General features: G+C 42.1%; 14 protein-coding genes. 11 read left to right on the top strand and 3 right to left on the bottom strand.

The window, feature by feature from the left end; genetic code table 11:
* The first annotated feature begins 84 nt into the window (after positions 1 to 84).
* The 6 genes from AC1XUE_RS21545 to AC1XUE_RS21520 all read left to right on the top strand — a co-directional run bounded on the left by AC1XUE_RS21545 (position 85) and on the right by AC1XUE_RS21520 (position 8,736).
* Complete coding sequence (locus AC1XUE_RS21545; RefSeq protein WP_483358082.1) at positions 85 to 1,836, top strand: hypothetical protein; 1,752 nt, start codon at positions 85 to 87, stop codon at positions 1,834 to 1,836.
* Between the two features lie 52 nt (positions 1,837 to 1,888).
* Entirely contained in the window at positions 1,889 to 2,752 is an 864-nt protein-coding gene (nadC, locus tag AC1XUE_RS21540; RefSeq protein WP_483358081.1) for a carboxylating nicotinate-nucleotide diphosphorylase, read from the top strand.
* A gap of 22 nt (positions 2,753 to 2,774) precedes the next feature.
* On the top strand, positions 2,775 to 4,889 hold the full coding sequence (locus AC1XUE_RS21535) for a ComEA family DNA-binding protein (protein ID WP_483358080.1): 2,115 nt from the start codon (positions 2,775 to 2,777) through the stop codon (positions 4,887 to 4,889).
* Positions 4,890 to 4,917: 28 nt separating this feature from the next.
* A complete protein-coding gene (recQ, locus tag AC1XUE_RS21530) occupies positions 4,918 to 7,071 on the top strand; it encodes a DNA helicase RecQ (RefSeq protein WP_483358079.1) in 2,154 nt (717 codons plus the stop codon).
* Positions 7,072 to 7,176: 105 nt separating this feature from the next.
* Entirely contained in the window at positions 7,177 to 7,560 is a 384-nt protein-coding gene (locus AC1XUE_RS21525; protein ID WP_483358078.1) for a RidA family protein, read from the top strand.
* Between the two features lie 183 nt (positions 7,561 to 7,743).
* Positions 7,744 to 8,736 (top strand): aspartate-semialdehyde dehydrogenase, encoded by a 993-nt coding sequence (locus AC1XUE_RS21520; protein WP_483358077.1) that lies wholly within the window; start codon positions 7,744 to 7,746, stop codon positions 8,734 to 8,736.
* A 234-nt stretch (positions 8,737 to 8,970) separates the two neighbouring features.
* Here the strand turns inward: AC1XUE_RS21520 and AC1XUE_RS21515 are convergent, their stop codons facing one another.
* Both AC1XUE_RS21515 and AC1XUE_RS21510 read right to left on the bottom strand, forming a co-directional pair.
* A complete protein-coding gene (locus tag AC1XUE_RS21515; RefSeq protein ID WP_483358076.1) occupies positions 8,971 to 10,188 on the bottom strand; it encodes an NADH-quinone oxidoreductase subunit D in 1,218 nt (405 codons plus the stop codon).
* A gap of 27 nt (positions 10,189 to 10,215) precedes the next feature.
* Entirely contained in the window at positions 10,216 to 11,787 is a 1,572-nt protein-coding gene (locus AC1XUE_RS21510; RefSeq protein ID WP_483358075.1) for a glycoside hydrolase family 10-like protein, read from the bottom strand.
* Between the two features lie 329 nt (positions 11,788 to 12,116).
* Here AC1XUE_RS21510 and AC1XUE_RS21505 point away from each other — a divergent pair, with 329 nt between their 5' ends.
* The 5 genes from AC1XUE_RS21505 to AC1XUE_RS21485 all read left to right on the top strand — a co-directional run bounded on the left by AC1XUE_RS21505 (position 12,117) and on the right by AC1XUE_RS21485 (position 21,914).
* The gene (locus tag AC1XUE_RS21505) at positions 12,117 to 13,931 is read left to right on the top strand and encodes a glycosyltransferase family protein (RefSeq protein WP_483358074.1); all 1,815 of its coding nucleotides are present in this window, start codon (positions 12,117 to 12,119) and stop codon (positions 13,929 to 13,931) included.
* A gap of 134 nt (positions 13,932 to 14,065) precedes the next feature.
* Positions 14,066 to 14,899 (top strand): 50S ribosomal protein L11 methyltransferase, encoded by an 834-nt coding sequence (prmA, locus tag AC1XUE_RS21500; protein ID WP_483358073.1) that lies wholly within the window; start codon positions 14,066 to 14,068, stop codon positions 14,897 to 14,899.
* 62 nt (positions 14,900 to 14,961) lie between these two features.
* Positions 14,962 to 19,638 carry a hypothetical protein gene (locus AC1XUE_RS21495; protein ID WP_483358072.1) on the top strand — a complete coding sequence of 1,559 codons (4,677 nt, stop codon included), beginning with the start codon at positions 14,962 to 14,964 and terminating at the stop codon, positions 19,636 to 19,638.
* A 141-nt stretch (positions 19,639 to 19,779) separates the two neighbouring features.
* A complete protein-coding gene (gene plsY, locus AC1XUE_RS21490; protein WP_483358071.1) occupies positions 19,780 to 20,433 on the top strand; it encodes a glycerol-3-phosphate 1-O-acyltransferase PlsY in 654 nt (217 codons plus the stop codon).
* Between the two features lie 119 nt (positions 20,434 to 20,552).
* Positions 20,553 to 21,914, top strand: a complete 1,362-nt coding sequence (locus AC1XUE_RS21485; protein ID WP_483358070.1) for a dipeptidase — start codon at positions 20,553 to 20,555, stop codon at positions 21,912 to 21,914.
* 67 nt (positions 21,915 to 21,981) lie between these two features.
* Here the strand turns inward: AC1XUE_RS21485 and AC1XUE_RS21480 are convergent, their stop codons facing one another.
* Positions 21,982 to 23,205 carry a tetratricopeptide repeat protein gene (locus AC1XUE_RS21480; RefSeq protein WP_483358069.1) on the bottom strand — a complete coding sequence of 408 codons (1,224 nt, stop codon included), beginning with the start codon at positions 23,203 to 23,205 and terminating at the stop codon, positions 21,982 to 21,984.
* Positions 23,206 to 23,340 lie beyond the last annotated feature (135 nt).

Genomic DNA, 23,340 nt, shown 5'->3' with positions numbered 1-23,340 from the left:
AATTCATTGACGTAATTTGAACCTGAGTTTCAAAAACTTGTCATCAACATCCCGTGCTATGCGAATAAAAGAATTTTAGCCATTATGAATCAACCATTTATCGGATTATACAGATTCCTATTTATTCTTCTTATATCAGTATCATACGCACAGGCACAGAGCCCATTTATTCCGCTTAATGATGATTACTACCACCTGATAGATCGCCTCGAAATCAAGAGAGGAAAGCTATCCGAAGGCTTTCATAGCGCTGTAAAGCCATTTGAACGTAAGACTGTCGTAGCACTCACCGATTCTATTCTGAAAGAGGGTAACGTTTTACTTACCAACCGTGATTGGGAAACCATTGATTATTTACGGGAGGATAGCTGGGAATGGGCACCTCAAATGGCCGCCACTGACTCAGCACATTATAATAACCTGGCAAGACTTGGCTGGTTCAAAGCATCACAGATTAATAGAAACAAAAGATTCTGGAAGCACCCGGCAGACCTTTTCAGTATCCACAATAAAGAATTTGACCTCCATTTTAACTTTGTTACAACTAATTTTTTCGGAAAAGACAGCCAGTCTGATGCTGCGTTGTGGTATACCGGCAGAGGTGTTGAGTTAAGGGGAATGATCGGAGAAAAGCTTGGATTCTACACATATGTGGCAGATAATCAAGGACTTTTCCCGAGGTACGCCATGGAATTTGCTCCGGAATTCACATTTCCGGGAGAAGGTCTGGCAAAGATAAGTGCCAGTAAAGGGACAGTCGACTTTCTTACGGCCAGAGGATATATCACATTTAAGCCGATCAAAGCTATAAACGTCAAATTTGGCCATGATCATAATGTTTTCGGAAGTGGCTTCCGTTCTCTGATTCTCTCCGACAACAGTAGCCCTTATCTTTTTCTAAGACTTGATACCAAGATAGGGAGATTCAACTATACGAATCTATGGACAAGCATGCTCAACAACGACCAACACGCATGGACAAACGGCCTGCGGGGCAAAAAATTTGCAGCTATACACCATTTGAGTGTCAACCTGACTGAAAAAATCAATGTTGGAGTGTTTGAAGCAGAGGTATTCAGCAGGGATTCTGTGGGTGGAGGTTATGACCTTAATTATCTGAATCCCATTATTTTTTACAGATACGTGGAATCCTATATCGGTAGTGAAGACAACGCGCTGCTGGGTTTTGACTTCAGATGGCTGGTCGGGAAAAAGGCATCCATTTATAGTCAGTTTGTATTGGATGAATTTCTCACAAAGTACCTTTTTAGCGGAGGAAAATCCTGGACCAATAAATATAGCTTTCAGCTCGGCGGTAAATATGTCGATGCCTTTGGTATTAAAGATCTTGATTTACAGGCTGAATACAACCTTGTTCGTCCCTATACGTATTCACACAAAGATGGGGGTCGGAATTACGCTCATTATGGACAATCGCTGGCACATCCGCTTGGAGCAAATTTTAAAGAATTTATCGGTATTGTTCGCTACAAACCTACTTCCCGCCTGTCTGTTTATGGCACATTCATGGTAGCAGATAAAGGCAAAGACCCATCCAATGCCAACTTTGGGGGAGACATTGAAAAAAGTTACGAAACCAGAACAAATATATCCGGCTATGAGCCAGGCTTCGGACACAGAATTGCTCAGGGCGTTTTCACTCAAAACGTTTCTACAGATCTTCGACTCAGCTACTCACTGGCACACAATCTATTCCTGGATGGACGCTACCTCATCCGTAACATGAAATCCGAAAATCAGACATTTGCTCAGAAATCTAATATTTTTACTATTGCTGTACGCTATAATATGGCTTACCGCCAGCAAGCGTTCTGATCATCATATATTCGCGATAATTAAAATTATTTTAATACCCCCTTGATATCATATGGAAACAGATCCACACCAACTTCGGGATTTAATACATCTGGCTCTGCTTGAAGATATTGGAGACGGAGATCATTCTTCATTGTCTGCAGTTCCGGCTGATGCTGTAAAACGTGCACACCTCCTTGTTAAACAGGATGGTGTACTGGCAGGCGTAGATGTAGCACTTATGATATTTAAAGAAACTGCTCTGTTTTACGGAGATCCGCTTTTAGATATAGAAGTGTTACTTAATGATGGAAGTGCAGTCAAAAAGGGCGATATCGTTCTGAACGTCGAAGGTAATGCCCGACTCATACTGAAGTCAGAAAGGCTTGTATTGAATATCATGCAAAGAATGAGTGGTATTGCTACTTATGCAAAACTGATGACAGACCTGATCAGCGATCTGCCTGTTAAATTACTTGACACAAGAAAAACGACACCCAATTTCCGAATTTTCGAAAAAATGGCTGTAACCATCGGAGGGGCAGTCAACCATAGAATGGGTCTTTATGATATGATCATGCTAAAAGACAACCATGTCGACTATGCGGGCGGAATTACTAAAGCCATCGAAAGCGCCAACAGCTATCTAAAGAAAACCGGAAAAAAATTAAAAATAGAAATAGAGACGCGTAATCTCGAAGAAGTAAAAGAAGTGCTGCGTGTCGGACAGGTTGACATTATCATGCTGGATAATTTTTCTCTCGAAAATATGAGAGAAGCTGTGAAGCTGATTAATGGCCGGTTTGAAACTGAAGCATCAGGCAACATTACAGAAAAAACACTACGCGCGGTAGCCGAAACTGGTGTCAATGGTATATCGAGCGGTGCACTTACCCACCAGGCAAGGAGTCTGGATTTAAGTTTAAAAGCCTTTTGACCTTATAAAAATGGGATAACGTATGCTGACAAAATATCAAGCGGCATACGGAGCCAACCTTTGGAAAAGATGCCTGAAACTTACGTTGATGGCGTCTTTTGTCGTTTATCGGCTATCTGCTCAAAATCCGCCCCGAATGGAAATTGACGTCAGTCAGTTTATTCAGGATCTTTTTCCGATACCCACCGAAGACTCTGATTACGAAGATCTGTATGAATCTTTGTTTCAGTTATACACTAATCCTGCTGATCTGAACCGGGTCACTCAAGATGAACTTGCCTCCATGTTCATCCTTTCAAACAAACAAATTGAATCCTTGCTATCCTACCGACGACAAATGGGTTCGTTTATTTCTTTGTACCAGTTGCAATCAGTACCAGATATGGACTTGCCAACCATTTATCGGCTACTCCCATTTGTCACTGTTGAGCCTTTTCAAATGACACTAAAAGAAAGTCTGAAAAATCCGACACAACATTTTTTGATGTTCAGATCAGGTAGAATTCTTGAAACTCAAAAAGGCTTTTCAGGTACCGACAGTAGTTCTTCTTCGTCCACACGCTACGAAGGAAAACCATTCAATGGCTATTTACGGTATCGCAATGCCAGAACCGGTGTGTATAGTTTTGGATTAAGTATGGAAAAAGATGCCGGTGAGCAATGGTGGAACTGGCAACCCCGCAGACAAATATTCGGACCGGATTTCACATCTTTTCATGCTCAGATCCAGAATCGTGGGAAATTAAAAAATCTGATTGTTGGAGATTTTCAAATGCAAGCAGGACAAGGATTGGTCATGGCGGCAGGATTTTCATTGGGAAAGGGCGCGGAAGTGATAAGGACTACTTACCGGAGCACCCTTGGATTAAGGCCCTACACGTCTGTCCTGGAAGCTAATTTTTTTCGAGGCATTGCTGCTACATATTCCATTTCCTCTAGTATACTACTCACTGGTTTTTATTCAGGCAGCAGAAGAGACGCAAGTCCGGACGAAACAGCCATGGGAGGAAATGTCCAGACTATCTCCTCTCTTTTGATTTCCGGATATCACCGCACTCCAGCCGAGCGAGATAAACACAACATCATTTCTGAACGGAATATCGGTCTGCACGGTCTTTTTAAGCTACCCTTACAACGTGGCCAGATTGGAATTACATTGCTAAATACAAATTATGGCGCTTACTTGTTGAAAAAGGATGTGCCATATAACAAATTTGAATTTCAAGGAAATCATAATCTCGTCGCTGGTTTACATGCAGATTATCGTTGGCAAAATTTTCATTTTTTTGGAGAGGGTGCGAGATCTAAAAGTGGCGGGTTAGGCGGTATTGCCGGATTGATTGCCGGTCTGAGTAAAGCAATTGACTTCACCCTGCTCACCCGACACTATGATAAGGACTTTCATACTTTTTATGGAAATGCCGTAAGTGAATCTACCAGACCCATTAACGAATCAGGTATCTATTGGGGGTTACGGTATTCACCTAACCGCCGCTGGCAATTCAGCACCTATTATGATAGATTTCGTTTTCCATGGCTGAAGTATCAGATTAATGCTCCGTCATCAGGTTATGATCTATATTTCCATGTTTTATGGAAACCCAATAAACGCTTTAATGCTTATGCGCTTTTTCATGAAAAAAACAAACCTCATAATCTTACAACAGGGAAACAACAGATATATCCTGTAGTAGAATCGGTAAGAAAAAGTGCTGTTGCGAATATTGAATATGATGTACCTCTTCGATTTTCTATAAGGACCAGAATACAAGGAGGCGAATTCCAATACAAAGGCGATCAGCCTTCGAAGGGATTAGCCATTGCACAAGACATCACATGGAAATACAAAAGATTCGAATTCAGTGCCAGAATGGCCTATTTTTCTACGGATAATTATGATAGCCGCCAATATGTGTATGAAAAAGATATGCTATATGCATTCTCTCTTCCGGCTTATTATGACAGCGGGACCAGACATTATTTTATGACTCGTTTTGCGCCCACTAAACATATGAAAATATGGTTGAGGTGGGCACAAACAAGGTATAGGGATTTGGAAAAAATCAGCTCCGGACTCAATGAGATCAGCGGGAATAAAAGAAGCGAATTGAAAATGCAGGTGATGTACCAGTTTTGAATCCGTATTTTTGCTAAAATTTTCCTTCATGAGTATTACAAAAGAAGACATATTAAAGAAATATTTTGGTTACGATTCATTCCGCCCGCAGCAAGCTGAGATTATTGATACGGTAATGCGGAATGAAGACTGTCTGGTACTAATGCCCACAGGCGGAGGAAAATCGGTTTGCTTTCAGATCCCCGCCCTCCTCCGACCCGGTCTTACCATCGTTATTTCTCCACTCATTGCCCTGATGAAAGATCAGGTAGAGACATTAAGGGGAAATGGAGTAGATGCCGCCTATCTTAATTCTACTCTATCTTCTTCCGAACAGGATCAAATCATGTGGAGAGCTAAAACAGGAGAGCTTAAATTACTTTACATCGCACCGGAAAGACTTTTCTCAGGAAACACTTTTGACTTCCTTAGAGAATGGAATGTAAATCTGTTTGCAATCGATGAATCTCATTGTATTTCCTCATGGGGACACGATTTCCGGCCCGAATACCGACAGCTAAGTTCTCTTAAGCAGCGCTTTCCGAAAATTCCTGTCATAGCATTAACGGCCACTGCCGATCGAGTAACGCGCCGGGATATATTGAAGCAACTTGGAGTAGAGCATGCCGAGACTTTTGTTGCAAGTTTCAACCGCCCCAATCTTAGTCTAAGCGTACTTCCCGGACGTCAACGACTTCCTCAAATTCAGCGTTTTATAAAAAAGCGTGAAGGACAGTCGGGAATTATATATTGCCTGAGCAGAAAAAACACTGAGACAGTAGCCAATAGTCTTAACAAAGCTGGATTCTCGGCATCGCATTATCATGCAGGGCTTGCAGCCGATGTCCGCTCCCGGGTCCAGGAAGAATTTTTGCGTGATGACATTCAAATCATTGTTGCCACAGTAGCATTCGGAATGGGAATTGACAAATCCAATGTCCGTTGGGTGATTCATTACAATTTACCTTCCAATGTCGAAAGCTTCTACCAGGAAATAGGGCGTGCAGGACGTGATGGCACACCTTCGGACACGGTCCTTTTCTATAGCTATATGGACATCATCACAAGACAGGAGATGATTAACAATTCGGAGCAATCAGACGAGCAAAAAGAGCTGTTACATGCCAAACTCAACCGCATGAAACAATATGCCGAAGCAGATATTTGTCGCAGACGCATTCTTTTGAGTTACTTCAATGAAGCGGTAGAACATGATTGCGGAAACTGTGATGTTTGCCAAAATCCGAGAACACGGTTTGACGCAACTATTATCGCACAAAAAGCCCTCTCAGCCATAACCCGTACCAATGAGAAAATTGCCATGGGTATGCTGATCGATATTTTAAGAGGAAGCCAAAACCGAAGCATATTACAGCATGGTTATGACAGACTTCCCACTTTCGGGGTGGGTCGCGACCTGCGCACCGACGAATGGGCGGAATATATCGGACAGCTTCTTAACTCGGGGGCCATGGATATTGCGTATGATGAAGGGCACGCTTTCAAACTGAATCCCTTCAGCAAACAGATACTTAGAGGAGAGCGCCAGGTGGAATTGGTTAAGTTTATTCCATTAGCAGAACGTAAAGCAAAAGAGGAAGAAGTTGCCGAAGTTCAAAAACCTAAACAGGAAATTATTCGTGATGCTCTGTTTGAAAGACTACGTTTGCTCAGAAAACAATTGGCAGATGCACTTGGTCTTCCTCCTTATGTAGTTTTCACTGATGCCACATTATCGGAAATGGCACAAAAAAGACCGATTTCCGAAGCCCAGATGAAAGCTATATCAGGGATCGGAGCAGAAAAGTACCGGCGTTTCGGACAAACGTTCATTCATGAAATTGTGACTTTTGCCAAGGAAAATGCAGAACCGGGAACTCGAATTGCAAAAGGCATCACCTATATCGAAACGCTGGAATTGTACAAAGCGGGCTATTCTGTAAAAGTGATGGGTGAAAAAAGAAATCTCAACCCGGTCACTATTTTGTCTCATTTGGTCAAACTTAGAGAAGATGGCCACGATATAAATCTCCGGGCATTGATTGATGAGCACAGCTACCAAACTATAGTGAAAGCTGCGCAAGAAATGAGTATTCGTAAAGACAGTGCTTTAAAGCCTCTTTTTGAATTACTGAATGAACAATATGACTATGGCCAGATCAAGCTGGCGTTGGCGATATGGGAGGAAGAATACACAACCTGAGCAAGAAATCAGTAATGCCATTTTTCCAATAAATAAACAGTTGTCAGGTAGAATTTTCAAAAAAGCGTCAATATCTTTACAAAAACTTTAACGCTCAATTTAAAAATGTCAAGACAAAATATCCTTTCCGGATCTCCGTGGGAAGACAAAATGGGCTACTGCCGTGCAGTACGCATTGGAAATATCATAGAAGTGGCAGGTACTGTTGCTATCATTGACGGCGATAAAGTGAAAGCCGATGATGCTTACGCTCAAACTCACAATATAATCGAAAGGATTGCCAAAGTTTTGGAAGAAGCAGGAGCCGGTTTATCTGATGTAGTTCGCACGCGCATCTTCACTACCAAGATCAGTCATTTCGATGAGATTGCACGTGCACATGGCGCATTTTTCGGAGATATAAAGCCTACAACAGGTATATATGAAATCAGCGCACTTGTCTCGCCGGACTATCTGGTGGAAATAGAGTTTACGGCTGTGCTTGCATAATTGCTCATATTTGCTTTGAAATAATTGAATACGATGCACTTAATAAGTATTCGTATTTTGACAAATCGAAACAAAACACCATTTTTTCTAAATTTCCCCGTAAATTTGCGGCTCTTTTCACAGAGCTCTGAGAAAGAGAAAAATCAAATTTTATTTAATAATTCATTTAATCTTAATGCAAGAATGAAAATCGCAGTGGTAGGCGCTACCGGCTTGGTAGGCGGCGAAATCCTTAAAGTGCTCGAAGAGCGTAATTTCCCTGTAACTGAATTATTGGCGGTTGCTTCAGAAAGATCTGTTGGTAAGGAAATTACATTCAAGGGTAAACAGATAAAGGTGATCGGGTTCGAAGATGCCATTGTAGCCAAACCTGAAATAGCGATTTTTTCTGCAGGTGGTGGTACATCACTTGAACTCGCTCCACGTTTTGCGGAAGCAGGCATTACTGTTATTGACAACTCTTCTGCATGGAGAATGGACCCTACGAAAAAACTCGTAGTTCCTGAGATCAATGCTAAAGAATTGACTAAAGAAGATAAAATTATCGCAAATCCGAACTGCTCAACCATCCAGATGGTGGTGGTTTTGAATCCTTTGCATGAAAAATATAAAATCAAACGCGTAGTGGTATCGACCTACCAGTCTGTTACTGGCACCGGAAAAGCTGCCGTAGATCAGTTGTTTTCTGAAAGAGCCGGCGATCATAGCAAAGGTAAAGTCTATCCACATCAGATCGACCTGAATGTATTGCCACATATTGATGTATTCCTTGACAATGGCTATACAAAGGAAGAAATGAAGATGACCAATGAAACCAAAAAGATCATGGGGGATGACAGTATTGCCGTAACAGCAACTACTGTTCGTATTCCAACCATTGGTGGGCACTCAGAGGCGGTCAATATCGAGTTTGAAAACGATTTCGATCTGGATGAAGTGAGAGCTATTCTTAGCGCGGCGGATGGCGTCATTCTCCAGGATGATCCTAAAAATGCTGTTTATCCGATGCCATTGACAGCACATGGTAAAGATGAAACGTTTGTTGGCCGTATCCGTCGTGACGAATCTCAGCCTAATACGCTAAACCTTTGGATTGTTGCTGATAACCTGCGTAAAGGTGCAGCAACCAACACAGTACAGATTGCTGAATTCCTATTGAAAAATGAGCTAGTTTAAGCTACTCGCAAGTATAATTTCATATTTGAATAACGAAAAGAGCTTCTCAAAAGGAAGCTCTTTTTGTATGCTTTACATTATTTTCTTCTGTATCTCCTCCCAATGTACCTAATTCATACAACCGTTCAGACTGACTGCGTCATTGAGACCGGAACTTCCCCTTTGCCCTAAACCCTTCAGACCAACTGCGTTGTTCAGACCGGAACTTCCCCTCTGCCCTTTGCCCAAAGCCCTCTACCTGTCCACCTCACCCATTACCACATCAATAGATCCTATAATCGCTACAAGGTCAGCAAGTAACGCACCTTTCGACATTTCTCCAATCACAGAAAGATTATTGAACGAACACGCCCTGGCTTTGCAACGAACAGGTATATCCGATCGCCCATCCGTTCTGAAGAAAAAGCCTAGTTCGCCTTTCGGATTTTCAGCCCGCACGTAAAAATCCATTGCTTTCGGTCTTATTTTTTTGGGAACTATTGCCTGCGGATCAAAATCTGTCGTTCTCTTATGCTCCTTATTAAGCATTTCAAGACACTGTTCAATAATACGTATAGATTCCTGGCATTCAGCAACACGAACCCAGGTTCGATCCCAACAGTCACCTACTGTCCCCAGCTTTCCTTCTCCGATCGGTATGTCGAAGTCCAGTTCCGGATATACCGAATAGCCATCTACTCTCCTCAGATCATACCGTAAACCTGATGCCCTGAGCATAGGCCCTGTACATCCGTAATTAATAGCAACCGGAAGTGGAAGTACTCCCACATTGATAGTTCGCTCAACAAATATTTTGTTATCAACAACCAATTGCTGAAGTTCAACCAATTTGGGTTTCAGATACTTGATAAATTCAGCACAGCGTTCTTCAAAACCTACAGGAAGATCATAAAAAAGCCCACCGATCCAGATATAGTTATACAGCATCCTTGCCCCACACACCCATTCCAGCAGTTTCAGTATCTGCTCCCGATCTCTCATCATCCAAAGAAATGGTGTATAAGCACCGATATCCATCGCATATGTACCAATAGCGACAAAATGAGAGGCAAGACGATTGAGCTCTGCTACCAACACCCGTATATATTCCACACGCTTTGGAATGTCATTCTCTATACCCAGCATCCGTTCGACCCCCATTACATAGGCATGTTCTGAGTTCATCGCTGCCACATAATCAAGCCTGTCTACATATGGTATAATCTGATTAAAAGGCAGGGACTGTGCATGCTTCTCAAAACACCTGTGCAAATATCCCAAATGCGGTACCACATCCACAACCACCTCTCCGTCTGTTACAACTTCCAGCCTTAACACACCATGGGTAGAGGGGTGCTGAGGACCCATATTGAGCACCATTTCTTCTGTACGAAGATTTTCGGCATTATATTTTGTTGGAGCAGAAATAGCAAAATATTCCTTTTTATACTCGTATTGAATGGCGTTGCTCATAACTGGTGGTAATCTGAGACGGGTAATTTAAAATCTGACAAGCTTTTGCTCCTGGACCTCCACACGTAATGGGCCTATGGGCCGGCTTTCATTATGAAGCCGATCCACAGACGTAATGTAATAAACATAACGCTGCCCGGGCTGCACAGTCTTATCTACAAATTTCTCTCCTTCGTAACACATTCCTATAATGCGACGCGGATCGTATGCGGAAGCCTTTTCATCCGGTTCAAATCGGTAAATGACATAGTAGGTAGCACTGTCTCCGTCCGAAGCCGGATCCGGTTTTTCCCAAAACAACTCCAAAGCATTGTTGAATAGCAAAGTAGCTTTCAAACTTTTCGGAGAAAGTGGAGGAACACTATCCTTCCAGGGCATTGTTGGTACCAGTGCCGGATATCTGAACAAATCCTGACGCAATGAATCAACAAAGCCCAAACTGTTATTTTTAAGAGAGCGCGAGCTGAAGAAAATAGCACCATCCGTTTCATTCCCTCTGAAATATCTCACCTGGTCGGGAATCTCCTTGGGGTTGGCCCAATTGGTATCCCTCTCCTTATAACCTACGCGATAAGCCCCCATTCCAACATAAAAATGACGGCCAAAACTATTATCAGTCCACCAGTCAACCAGATTTTTATAAGGAACTCTGCCAAATCCTGATGAAAAATAAACCTGAGGAGCGATGTAGTCAATCCATCCCTCCTTGATCCACTTACGGCTATCTGCAAAAAGATCGTCATACGAAGCCAGAGCTCCGTATGTTTTAGAACCTTCGGGATCTGTACCCTTATTTCTCCAAACACCGCAGGGGCTAATCCCAAATTTCAACCTGGGGTTAACCTCCTGTAATGCTGTGTGAATCTGCTCCACAAGTAGATTGATATTATTCCTTCTCCAATCTGCTTTGTTTGTAAATCCTCTGCCATATTTCCTGAATGTAGCATCATCCTGCACGACTTGCCCGGGAACTACATAAGGATAAAAATAGTCATCAAAGTGAATCCCATCCACATCATAATTCTTCGCAACATTGACGGTTACCTGCGTAATGAAATCACGTACCTCAGGGATTCCGAAATCAAATAATTTGTATCCGTCATAGCTAATGATCCACTCCGGGTGCGTATAGCTGAGGTTATCGGTGGAAACACTTGTAGAAGATTTATGTACCAGGCGATTCAGATTAAGCCATGCATGAAATTCCAAACCGCGTTGATGGGCCTCCTGGATCATAAAGTCTAGCGGATCCCAGAATGGCTCCGGCCGTCGTCCCTGCTTTCCTGTAAGCCATTCGGACCAAGGCTCTGAACTTTTGGCATAAAAAGCGTCACCTGCTGCCCGGACCTGTACAAAAACAGCATTCATTCCAACCCTTTTATGAAAATCAAGAAGACTTGAAAATTCAGAACGTTGTTCAGATGGTGGCATAGTTTTACTACTAGGCCAATCAATGTTATCAACAGTAGCTATCCAAACAGCTCTGAACTCTCTTTTTGGTGGCAAGGGAATTTCCGTTTCAGTGCTTTGAGCAACACACCCCGTCAGCAAAAAGAAGTCAAGCAGTAGGAAAAGTGTTATTACCCTAATTTTCTTCACTATAAAACGTATGCAAAATGTTATTCTGACCAAAGTAACGTAATTTGGAGCAAAGTTAACCGAGAACTACTTTAAATTCATCTATATGTTCAGGGATTAGTTCTATGTAACTGTAAACATACAATAAGTCGCATTCTTGACTTAATTATATTTCCTGAATAATTCGTCAAGGACGAAGTGCCAGATCGAAAATAAACGTAGACTCAAATGTTGTTATTATGAATATTTTTTTTTGATATTTATTGTGTAATTACAAAGATTTTTTGTGACAAAACAAAAGCTCCGTAATGATATAATTCACCGCATAACACTAAAAACTACATCCTATATTGGAACCATTTGTCAAAACCACTAAGAATAACGTCCTCTTTGAAGTTGCATGGGAGGTTTGTAATCAGGTAGGAGGGATATATACTGTAATAAGGACTAAGGTGCCTGCAATGGTCGAAAAGTGGGATGAAAACTACTTTTTGCTGGGGCCATACTTTGAGAAAAAAGCATCTTCTGAATTTGAAGAAATTACCGATCTGGATAGTTCCCCTGCCGGACGTACTGTAAAGCGTTTGCGGGAGATGGGTTATGTAATTCACTACGGCTACTGGCTTGTCACGGGTAAGCCACGTGTTGTCTTATTCGACATTGAAAGTATTGTCCATCAATTAGATACCATCAAATTTCAACTATGGGAGTATAACAGAATTCCGACTATTAATGTCGAACATCTGGTGAATCAAACGCTTTGCTTTGGCGAAATGGTTCGTATTTTTCTTAAGGAATATGCGGAAGACAATGCCAAACGTGAAGAAATATATGCACAGTTTCACGAATGGATGGCCAGCAGCGGGTTACCGGAGCTCAAGAGAGAAAATGTTAAAATTGCCACCACATTCACTACGCATGCTACCATGCTGGGACGCTATTTAGCTCAAAATGTGGATGGATTCTATAGCAAACTACCCTTTTTTGATTGGGAACAGGAAGCGAAAAACTATGGCATTGTTGCTCAGTGTGCCGTAGAACGTTATGCAGCTCAGAGTGCACACGTTCTTACCACAGTCAGTGATGTAACAGCACGTGAATGCGAGGTCTTTCTCGGCAGGATGCCTGATCTGGTAACACCAAATGGCTTGAACGTTGTACGTTTCCAGGCAGTGCACGAGTTTCAGAACCTGCACTTAAAATACAAAGAGCGTATTCATGATTTTGTACTAGGACACTTTTTCCCAAGCTATTCTTTCGATCTTGATAAAACACTCTATTTCTTTACATCAGGCAGATACGAATTCAGTAACAAAGGATATGATCTTACTCTGGAGGCACTAGCCAGACTCAACTGGAAAATGGTTCAGGCTAACATGGATACGACTGTGGTTATGTTTATTGTTACCAAGCAGCCCTATCATTCTATTAATCCGGACGTCCTGCAATCCAGAGCCGTTCTGAATGAGTTACAGGAAACATGTACAGCCATAGAGAAAGAGGTTGGAGAAAAGCTTTTCCTTGCAGCAGCATCGGGAACGGATCATAAAATGCCGGATCTCAACAATTTTGTAGACGAATACTGGAGACTTCGACTTCGGAGAACAATCCAAACCTGGAAAACGGAGAATTTGCCGGCATTCGTGACACATGATTTGAAACAGGAAGATGGTATTACCGAATTTTGCCGCAAAGCAAATCTGGTGAACAATGAGCGGGATCGTGTCAAAATTGTTTATCACCCTGACTTTATATCATCTACAAATCCGCTTTTCGGCCTTGACTACGGCCAATTTGTACGTGGATGCCATCTTGGGGTATTTCCAAGCTACTATGAGCCATGGGGCTATACGCCATTAGAATGTGTAGTTCGAGGTGTCCCGACAGTTACCAGCGATCTATCCGGATTTGGAGATTATATTATGCAGATTATGCGTGATTATGAAAACCGGGGCATTTATGTCATCAACCGCAAGTCGCAGAACTATAATCAGGCTGCAGACCAGATGGCTGACATCCTCTTCAAATTTGTGAAGATGCAACGTCGCGACCGTATCATGCAACGAAACCGTGTGGAAAATATTTCTGACGTGTTCGACTGGATGAACTTACGGTCTTATTACGATACAGCACATGACCTGGCTGCCAAAAGAAGAAAGCCCTGATCAGCAGTAAGCAGATATTTCACGCCCACAAATTGCCGGCAATCGGGATTTGTGGGCGTTTGCATTGTTAAATGCCTTGTTTTACTAAAAATTTTCAACACCTTCACGCAGATTTATTTTACAAACAACTTCACATGAATTACATAGAATTAGACTTACAGACTAACCCGGATTTTTCTGAAATACTGATGGCTGAGTTAGGAGAAGCCGGATTCGAATCTTTTGTTGAGACCGACGAAGGATTGCTCGCTTACATTCCTGAAACTGACTTTGAAGAAACCAAAATTGTTGAAATTATAAGCCGATATCAGCAGATTACATCCATTGTATCTTCCTGGAGATCCCTGGAAAGGAAAAACTGGAATGAGGAATGGGAAAAAAGCTATGATCCGATCGAAGTAAATAACCAGGTGAGAGTAAGGGCTACATTCCATGAACCAAACCCTGATTTTAAGTACGACCTGCTTATACAGCCAAAAATGTCTTTTGGAACAGGCCATCATGAAACTACCTGGCTTGTGATGAACGAGCAGTTAAGCTTACCACATGAGGGCTTATCCATTATGGATGTAGGATGTGGCACTGGTATATTGGCTATTCTGGCCTATAAACTAGGTGCTACTGATATCCTGGGATTTGATATTGACGAATGGGCCGTGGAAAATACCTTGGAAAACTTTGCGATGAACGGTTTGCCTGAGCAAGCAAGTGTATTTCAGGGAACTATCGACGGTGTGGCTACTAAATTCATGTTCGGAGGAATTTTAGCCAATATAAACCGTAATATTCTACTGGCAGAGATTCCAAAATACAATGCCCATTTGAAGCCAGGCGGATGGCTCGTTACAAGTGGATTCTATGAAAGTGATCAGGCTGATATTGAACGTTGTGCTGAAGAAAACGGACTAAAAAAAGTCAGGTCAAATACGCGTAACCAGTGGGCCACCGTTGTATTCCAAAAGATCTGAGAAAAGCCCTCTCCCATCGTGATGATAAGAGAAGATTTTCTATCGAATAGCAGCATATACTCATGAAAATTTTTAGATACGGTTTTCTTCTCTGCCTGTCTTTTGCGATATCAACGGTCGTCCTGGCTCAAAATATAAAAATCGCGGAAGAACCAGGCCAGTTCATGGTTCAGCTCAAAAAAATGATGGACGGGAGTCGCAACCCACAGTTCATCCGAGCTACCTCACAGCTTGACAGTATCTGGGCTTCTTCGTTGGGCAGCACCCAACAGGCAAAATTTATGCAGGCAGTAAAGACTCAGCTTTCCAAAGGGCAAAAGGCTGGTCCTGTCATGTTTCTGCTCATCCGAAACACGCATACATTTGCAAAGCAGTCGCCATCTGATCTGGATGGTTTTTTAGATGTGGCCAATCAGGCAGGTGCAAAGTATGATGCGAAGGCGTTTCAAAAAGTACTGGAGACGATAAGAACCGTTACCGAAACGAATAAACTGTATGTTACTAATTACAACTCCCTGTATTTGCTTGAAGGAACATATCGCCTGAAGTTTGATACAACAAATGCCGTTTCAGCCAATAAAGAGGCGGCGGCGGCAGCGGCAAATGACAGCTGGGATACGCCCGTAGATTCCAATTTTGTGATTGTTCCGAAATCCAATCCATTGCCTGTTGTTTCAGGTGCGTTGCTTGAAGTGCAAAATGCCATGTTCGGAATGGTAGCTGCGGGCGACTCAGTAGTGTTCGGCCCAACAAACGGAGTTATTTCTTTACAGGATGGTATTTTTGTAGGGAAAAACGGGCGCTTTAACTGGGCGGCAGCGGGAGATTCTTCCATTTACGCTGATTTGGATACCTATTCCTTTAATATCTCTCAACCGAAAATTGTAGCTGAAAACGCCACTATTCACGATGAAAGGCTCCTGGCCAGCCCGGTGAAAGGCACAATGGAATACAGAGGAACCAAGAAAATAAAGGGCCAGCCTGTACCATATCCACGCTTTGTATCAAATGGGATAGACGCCCGATTAAAACCTTCCAGAAAAAATATCGATTATAAAGGGGGATACGCACTTATTGGAACCACCATGTATAGCACATCTCTCAGCGAGCAGCCTTCCACAGTTAAGGTTACCTATAAGGATAAAACAGCTTTTAAGGCACAAAGCAACAAATTTGCTTTAAAAGATTCCGTCATTTCTGCTCCGTTTGCTACCTTTTCGATGCCGATCGGTACTGATTCTCTATACCACCCCGGCGTTACATTTTCCTATAATGATGACGAAGGGCTTGTAAAACTCGGTCGTGCAGAAAAAACAGATTATGCTCCACTACCCTATCAGGATTCTTATCATAAAATGAACATTTGGGCGCAAGCCATGCGGTGGAAATTCCCTAATGACAAAGTAGAATTCCTCAGGATAGATGGAAAATCGGTTGTACCTGTGAAACTCGAATCGTTTGATTATTTTAAAAAGGAGCGGTTCCGTGGAATCAGTCAGGAATTTGGATTTCAACCATTATTGTTGGCTACGAATTATACTCAAACACAGAAAAAAACCAGCTTTCTTGCCGATGATCTGGCCCGGCACTTTAAACAAAACCCTAAAATATTACGTCGTACCTTAGAGCGACTTGCCCTGGACGGTTATTTTATTTATAACCAACCGACTGACGAATATGCGTTAAGTAAAAAAGGAATTTTGTACGTACTGGCAAATCTGGATAAAGCTGATTATGACAATTTCCAGGTTGTATCTCAGTTCTCTGCCAATGATGAAACAGCGAATGCAACCATAACCTTGGGAGATACACTACTTACAGTTCTCGGAGTTTCCAGGTTTGTTGTAAGTGATTCTCTAAAGATTTATGGCGTACCTGGTGATAAGAAAATCGTCATCGGACGCAACCGTAATTTCGGTATGAACGGACAACTGGTTGCATCCAACTATCAGTTCAGAGGACAAAACCTGAAATTCGACTACAAGCAGTTTTTTGTCAATGTAAGTCCCAGCGATTCTATCACCTTCACTCCTAAAGAAAAGTTCGCCAAGGGACAAAAAGGAGAAGTTGGCGGACACGTAAAGTATGAAAAAGGAGGTACATTTTATCTTAGCGACCCCTCTAACAAATCGGGAATACAAAAGGGTAAAAAATCACCCCGGCTCGTTGTACCTGACGGCATGATGGTTTACTTTGATCAGCCGGAACGTGAGCCGGTTCTCTATCCAAGAGAGGTATATTTTAAAATACCGAAGATAGATATGGACGGTCTGGATCAGCGGGATGTCATTTTTGACGGGACCTTCTACGGTAATGGGATCATTCCGGATATCAAAACCATCCTGAAAAGTATGCCCGATAACTCACTCGGATTCGAATACAAGCCTCCTGTAACCGATATGAAAATTTATGGAGGAAAGGCACTGGCCAAATTCACGGATACATTGGTGATGGATAATTCAGGTCTGCACTCGAAAGCTATAATCAAATATTTGTCAGCTTCGATGACAGCCAAAGAGGTATTGCTTGCTTCCGACTCTCTGATGGCTTCAGGTGATGTAGCAAGCATTAAGGAAGCATCCATTGGAAAAGGTTATTTCCCGGCTGTGGATTTGAAAGACTATACATTACGTTGGTATCCTCATGCCGACAGCATGTTTATCAATACCGGCGGAAAATCATTTACTTTCCATCAGGGAACCACCAATCTGGAAGGAGGACTTTTGCTCAGGTCCAGCGGGCTTTATGGAAATGGAAAATTGAAACGGGCTGATTCTGAGATTACTTCTGCTGATATCAAATTCAATAAGGAAGGATTTCTTTCTAATAAATCTGTCTTCTCCATCAATAGTGGTCAGGATAAAACAACCCAAAAACTGCTTACCGGAAACAATGTAAATATTGATTTCAACTTCAAAACAGGTATTGCTACCTTCCTGACAGATGAAACCGGTTTCGGATCAGATTCGTCAGGAATGCAGATTCCTACCGCTTCTTATCAAACTTTGATAGGTTCCGCCAAATGGGATATGAATAAGAAGACTATTGTCATGAAAGGTTTTGGAGAAACCTCATCCTATACCTCTACGAATCCCGAACAGGAAGGACTGACATTTGAGGGATCCGAGGCAATTTATGATGTTGGAAAAGTAACGCTGAATGTAAAGGGTGTACCCTATGTACAAACTGCCGATGTAAAGATTATTCCCGATGGAGGTCTGCTTAGTATTGATTCCAAGGGAAGAATTAATCCTTTGAAAAAAGCCAGAATTGAGATTGATACGCTCAATACTTCTCACAGATTAAGGGATGCCGATATCAAGATCAACTCACGAAACCATTTCGAAGGTTCTGCGACCTACCAATATATTACAGCCAGGAAAGATACATTTAATATCAAAATGCAGAATTTCGAACTTCGTGAACTGGGTTCAGAGATTGAAGGAAAGCAAAAAAAGGGTAGTGCTGCTACAAATCAGGCTTTGAAATATTATACTACCGCACATGCGGATATCAAAGAGGCCGATAACCTGATTCTCTCTCCAAGGATTCAGTACAAAGGCGCCATCAATCTGGTAGCTTATGAACCTTCATTGAAACTGGAGGGATTTGTGAAGCCGATGATCAAATTCAGGAAAGATTTCCAGAGCTCATGGATTGTATACAATGAGGCTCCGGGAGAAAGCATTTCTATTAAAATTGATAAAAACCTGAAGAACGAACATGAGCTACCATTGTCTGTGGGACTTCACTTTAATGAAGCCAGAGGGTTATATATGAGCTTTCTGTCCGCGAAAGACTCTGACGGCGATGAAGATATATACCTGGCACAAGGAGCCATGAATTACGATGAAGACAATAAAGCTTTTAAAGTGACACCCCCGGCAGGAGCCGACGGACTGGTAGACGAATCCAATGTTTTGAAGTTTGATGACAAAACCGGAATTGCTAATTTTTCAGGTCCGTTAAAACTAACCTCTGCAGATTGGATGCAGGCTTCAGGTATAGTGGAAGCACAGGTTGACAGTTCACGGTTCAGCTTTAATACCATGTTGTTACTCAGAATGGCAGCCCTTGAGCCAGTACTGCAGCCTATTGCAGCAAAAATAGTGGAGACTAACCTGGAAGAACAGAATAGCACCGCTGCAGATGATGATTTCGAGCAGCAGAACAGAAAACTTGCAGCCATGATAGGGGCAAAACAAACAGATGCTTTTGTGAAGTTATCTGCTGCTGCTTACAAACCCTTATTCGAAGCTTCACCCATCATGGATGCCCCTATTGCTCTATCCAATGTGAACCTGAACTGGTCGGCGGTGCATGGAGCCTACTATTCTCAAGGACCGATTGGTGTGTCACACTTTGGCAAAAACAATATCAACGCCCAAATGGAAGGCGTACTTGAAATCAGGAGAACTGCTGATGGAGATGAATTCAGTTTATTTCTTCAGGCATCACCGGATATCTGGTACTATTTTGATTATCGTCAAAATGAATTAGGGGTAGTTTCATCTCAGCTTGATTTCAATGATCAGCTAACGGCAAAATCTAAAAACGTAAAATCCAAAATGACCCTGATCTCCTTAGGTACAGAAGAAAAGGACATGTTTGTGAACCGTTTTGATGACTTCTACCAGCCTGCAGTTAAAAAAGCGAAGCAAATGAAAGCAACTGTGAAGAAAAAGGTAAACCCTGCAGTCGAAAAGAAAAAGAAAGAAGAACAGGCGGAAGGTTTCTGATTTGCTCACTGTAGAATTTATTTGAACCAGGATGACAAAAAGATTGTTTTCGATATCACAGATTATTTGCATTAAACCTACTTCTGTCGTATTTTTGACCCAAACACAATCTAATTCAAAATAAACAAGGAATAATACAAAATGAGTGTTGTCTTATTTATAGTTACGATTTTAGTTGCTTACCTTTTGGGCTCAATTCCTAGTTCAGTATGGTATGGAATCGGTTATTTTGGAATTGATGTCAGAAAACATGGTAGCGGCAATGCTGGTGCTACCAATACTTTTAGGATACTGGGAAAACGGGCTGGCACCATCGTCATGCTTATCGATGTTATTAAAGGATGGACTGCAACCTGCATCGCATCAATGCTCTTTTATATGGGCACTATTGGAGAAACAGAACTCCTGATGTTCAAAATCCTTTTTGGAATCGTAGCAATCGTTGGGCATATCTTCCCCGTGTTCGTAAAGTTTAAAGGAGGAAAAGGAATTGCGACGCTATTAGGTATGGTATTGGCCATCCACCCGGAACTTGCCTTGCTTAGCATCACTATATTTATCCTTACACTACTGACTTCTCAGTATGTATCATTAAGCTCAATACTGGCTACACTTTCCTTTCCTGTACTTTCATGGGTTGGTTTGTTTGGTCATCCCGAGCCCCTGTTGATCGTATTTGGTTTCGTTATGTTTGTATTGGTGGTATTAACCCATCAAAAGAACATTGTCAGACTGATGAATGGTAATGAGAACAGGGTCAAAATCTTCGGTAAATCCAAGGCGGTACGCCCATAACAAGAAATATATCTGCTTAAGCACCCCTAAGGACAAAACCTTAGGGGTTATTTTTTTTAAATTAGCCGATCTTTTAAAATGCTGCTTTGGCAGCGAAACAAATGCACAAACCAGATATTATGACTGATTACATTGATAAAAACCGCGACAGGTTTCTGAATGAACTTCTTGATCTGCTTCGAATCCCATCCGTAAGTGCCGATTCAAAGTTCAAACCTGATATGATTAAAGCCGCTGAGTATGTTCGGGATCGAATCAGCGAAGCCGGTGCAGACCGTGTTGAAATATTTGAAACACCGGGACATCCGGTAGTATATGGAGAAAAAATAATAGATCCGGCACTTCCGACGGTATTGGTATATGGCCACTATGATGTTCAGCCTGCAGATCCCTACGAGCTTTGGAATTCTCCGCCATTTGAGCCGGTAATCAAAAATGAACGCATTTATGCCCGTGGAGCATGCGATGATAAAGGGCAGTTCTACATGCACATTAAGGCGTTGGAAACGATGCTTGCGACGGATTCGCTAACCTGTAACATCAAAATGATGATTGAAGGAGAAGAAGAAATCGGTTCTTCTCATTTAGAAACTTTTGTAAAGGAACACCGCGATTTACTGAAATGTGATACTATTCTTATCTCGGATACAAGTATCATCGCCAACGATGTACCTTCCATTGAAACCGGCTTACGCGGACTTACGTATGTGGAAGTAGAAGTGGTGGGAGCTAACCGTGATTTGCATTCTGGTGTATATGGCGGCGGCGTAGCGAATCCAATCAACGTGTTATGTGAAATGATCGCTTCGCTTAAAGATGAAAACGGGCATATTACCATTCCCGGATTCTATGATCAGGTACAAGACCTTAGCCAGGATGAAAGAGACGCGTTGAACGCCGCTCCTTTTGATCTGGAAGAATACAAAAAAGACCTTATTATTGATGATGTAGCCGGAGAAAAAGGATATACAACCATTGAAAGAACATCCATCCGTCCAACGCTCGATGTTAACGGAATTTGGGGTGGTTATATAGGTGAAGGAGCAAAAACTGTTTTGCCGTCCAAAGCAAATGCTAAAATTTCCATGCGCCTTGTGCCTAATCAGACGGACCAAGAAATATGTGCTTTATTCACCAAACATTTTGAATCCATCGCGCCGACATCAGTGAAAGTAAAAGTGACACCGCACCATGGTGGATTGCCATACGTTACCCCAACAGATTCTGTTGAATACGAGGCAGCTTCACTTGCCATGGAAGAATCTTTCGGGAAAAAACCGATCCCAACACGTGGTGGAGGAAGTATTCCTATTGTAGCATTATTCGAGCAGGAACTGGGTCAGAAAAGTATCCTGATGGGCTTTGGACTGGATATCGACGCACTGCATTCTCCTAACGAGAGCTACGGACTTTTCAATTACTACAAAGGAATAGAGACTATTCCGCTTTTCTTCAAGCATTATGCAAGGTTGAAAAAGTAATAAAAAAGGGTTAAAACTGAAGATCATGTTCAGTTTTAACCCTTTCAATTTATCCACTGATTCGCACCTACCTCCTTCTTCTTTCTTCCCGTTTCAGTTTTTTGAGATTTTCAATGGCCTTCTTCGCTTCCTTATCCTGACTGGATTTTTTATCCGCCTTGTCATCGGCCAGTTTGTAATAGCGAAGTGCTTCATCATAATTCTTCTTCATCTCTGCTATTTTCCCAAGCCCCAACAACGAGGATACATAGTACCCGGCGTTCAGCGATTTGGTCTGCACTGAAAAGTCGATGGCTCGTTGGTAATATTTGGCTGCCAACTCATAGTTGCGGTGATACTGCATGTTATAATAGGCCAATACATAGGCCGCATTCCGCCCACTCACGCCTTCATACCCAGGCATAAACTGATCGATCTTCGTAAGAATACTTTCAGCTGCCTTTTCCGCTTCTGCAGCTCTTCCGGTGACAAAAGCTGTCCGGCAGAAATAGCGCTCAAAATAAGGATTGTTCGGATAAGTCTGCCACATATACTTGGCCAGTTCATAGGCCTTGCCATATTCATTTTCCATGCTGTATATCTGCAGAAGAAAATATCTGGCTTCGACACGTGTGTAAAATGCATTATTCCCCACCTTCTCCAATTGTTGCTGCCCTAGTTTCTTGTTACCCTTCGGAAATAATGCAAGTATTGGTTTTAGTAATGGATATTCCCTAGGAACCCATTCTGCATAATAGTTATACAAACCATCCCCAAACAGCAGCTCAGGAGAAAGGTCACCGTTTCCCTTACAAATCTCAAAATACTTGAGTGACTTCCTTCCGGCAAAGGCAGCTTTGGTCCAGCTTTCTCTTTCTGCAAAAAGCCTTCCTTTAAATGCATAAGCGGCGGCCAGAAAAAAAGCCGGCTCTACTTTATTTTTTTCATCGTCATAGAGTTTTTCTGCTAACGAAATGGTAGAATCCATCTGGGCAAGAAATGCTTTATCATAATCTTCGTTATCCGTATTGGGTACGATCTTCCACCATTCCGCAAGTCCCATCAGAAAATGTGGCATTGGGTGCTTGGGATAACGATATTTCAGCCAACGAAACTCTGCATCCGCCTCAGCAAACTTGTAGTTATAAAGCATATTGATCGCCTCGGTAGATTCAATCTGTACACTCGGATTCTTCAGGATCATGTCATAATTTTTATCCAGATCCGCTGAAGAATATAGTTGAGCAAAAACGTTGGTAAGGGAAAGCAGCGCCAGGAGGCAATATGTTATAATAAATTGTATTCGTTTCATATCAGGGAAAATCTGTACCTATTAACGACAGAATGTTATTTTACGTTTGCAGGGCGGTGCGTTTTTAAAAAAAGAGTTAATATTGATAAACTGAACCAATTATAGGATCCTGCAAGGATAATTTTTAGATATTAA

The organism is Dyadobacter sp. HNCC25DJ187, assembly GCF_056895255.1.
The sequence above is the reverse complement of the archived record's forward strand: the minus strand, read 5'-3'. Positions and strand labels throughout refer to the sequence as shown.

Coding starts and splice junctions, on each gene's coding strand:
- AC1XUE_RS21545 (WP_483358082.1), top strand. CDS start 85: ATGAATCAACCATTTATCGGATTATACAGATTCCTATTTATTCTTCTT.
- nadC (WP_483358081.1), top strand. CDS start 1,889: ATGGAAACAGATCCACACCAACTTCGGGATTTAATACATCTGGCTCTG.
- AC1XUE_RS21535 (WP_483358080.1), top strand. CDS start 2,775: ATGCTGACAAAATATCAAGCGGCATACGGAGCCAACCTTTGGAAAAGA.
- recQ (WP_483358079.1), top strand. CDS start 4,918: ATGAGTATTACAAAAGAAGACATATTAAAGAAATATTTTGGTTACGAT.
- AC1XUE_RS21525 (WP_483358078.1), top strand. CDS start 7,177: ATGTCAAGACAAAATATCCTTTCCGGATCTCCGTGGGAAGACAAAATG.
- AC1XUE_RS21520 (WP_483358077.1), top strand. CDS start 7,744: ATGAAAATCGCAGTGGTAGGCGCTACCGGCTTGGTAGGCGGCGAAATC.
- AC1XUE_RS21515 (WP_483358076.1), bottom strand. CDS start 10,188: ATGAGCAACGCCATTCAATACGAGTATAAAAAGGAATATTTTGCTATT.
- prmA (WP_483358073.1), top strand. CDS start 14,066: ATGAATTACATAGAATTAGACTTACAGACTAACCCGGATTTTTCTGAA.
- AC1XUE_RS21495 (WP_483358072.1), top strand. CDS start 14,962: ATGAAAATTTTTAGATACGGTTTTCTTCTCTGCCTGTCTTTTGCGATA.
- plsY (WP_483358071.1), top strand. CDS start 19,780: ATGAGTGTTGTCTTATTTATAGTTACGATTTTAGTTGCTTACCTTTTG.
- AC1XUE_RS21485 (WP_483358070.1), top strand. CDS start 20,553: ATGACTGATTACATTGATAAAAACCGCGACAGGTTTCTGAATGAACTT.
- AC1XUE_RS21480 (WP_483358069.1), bottom strand. CDS start 23,205: ATGAAACGAATACAATTTATTATAACATATTGCCTCCTGGCGCTGCTT.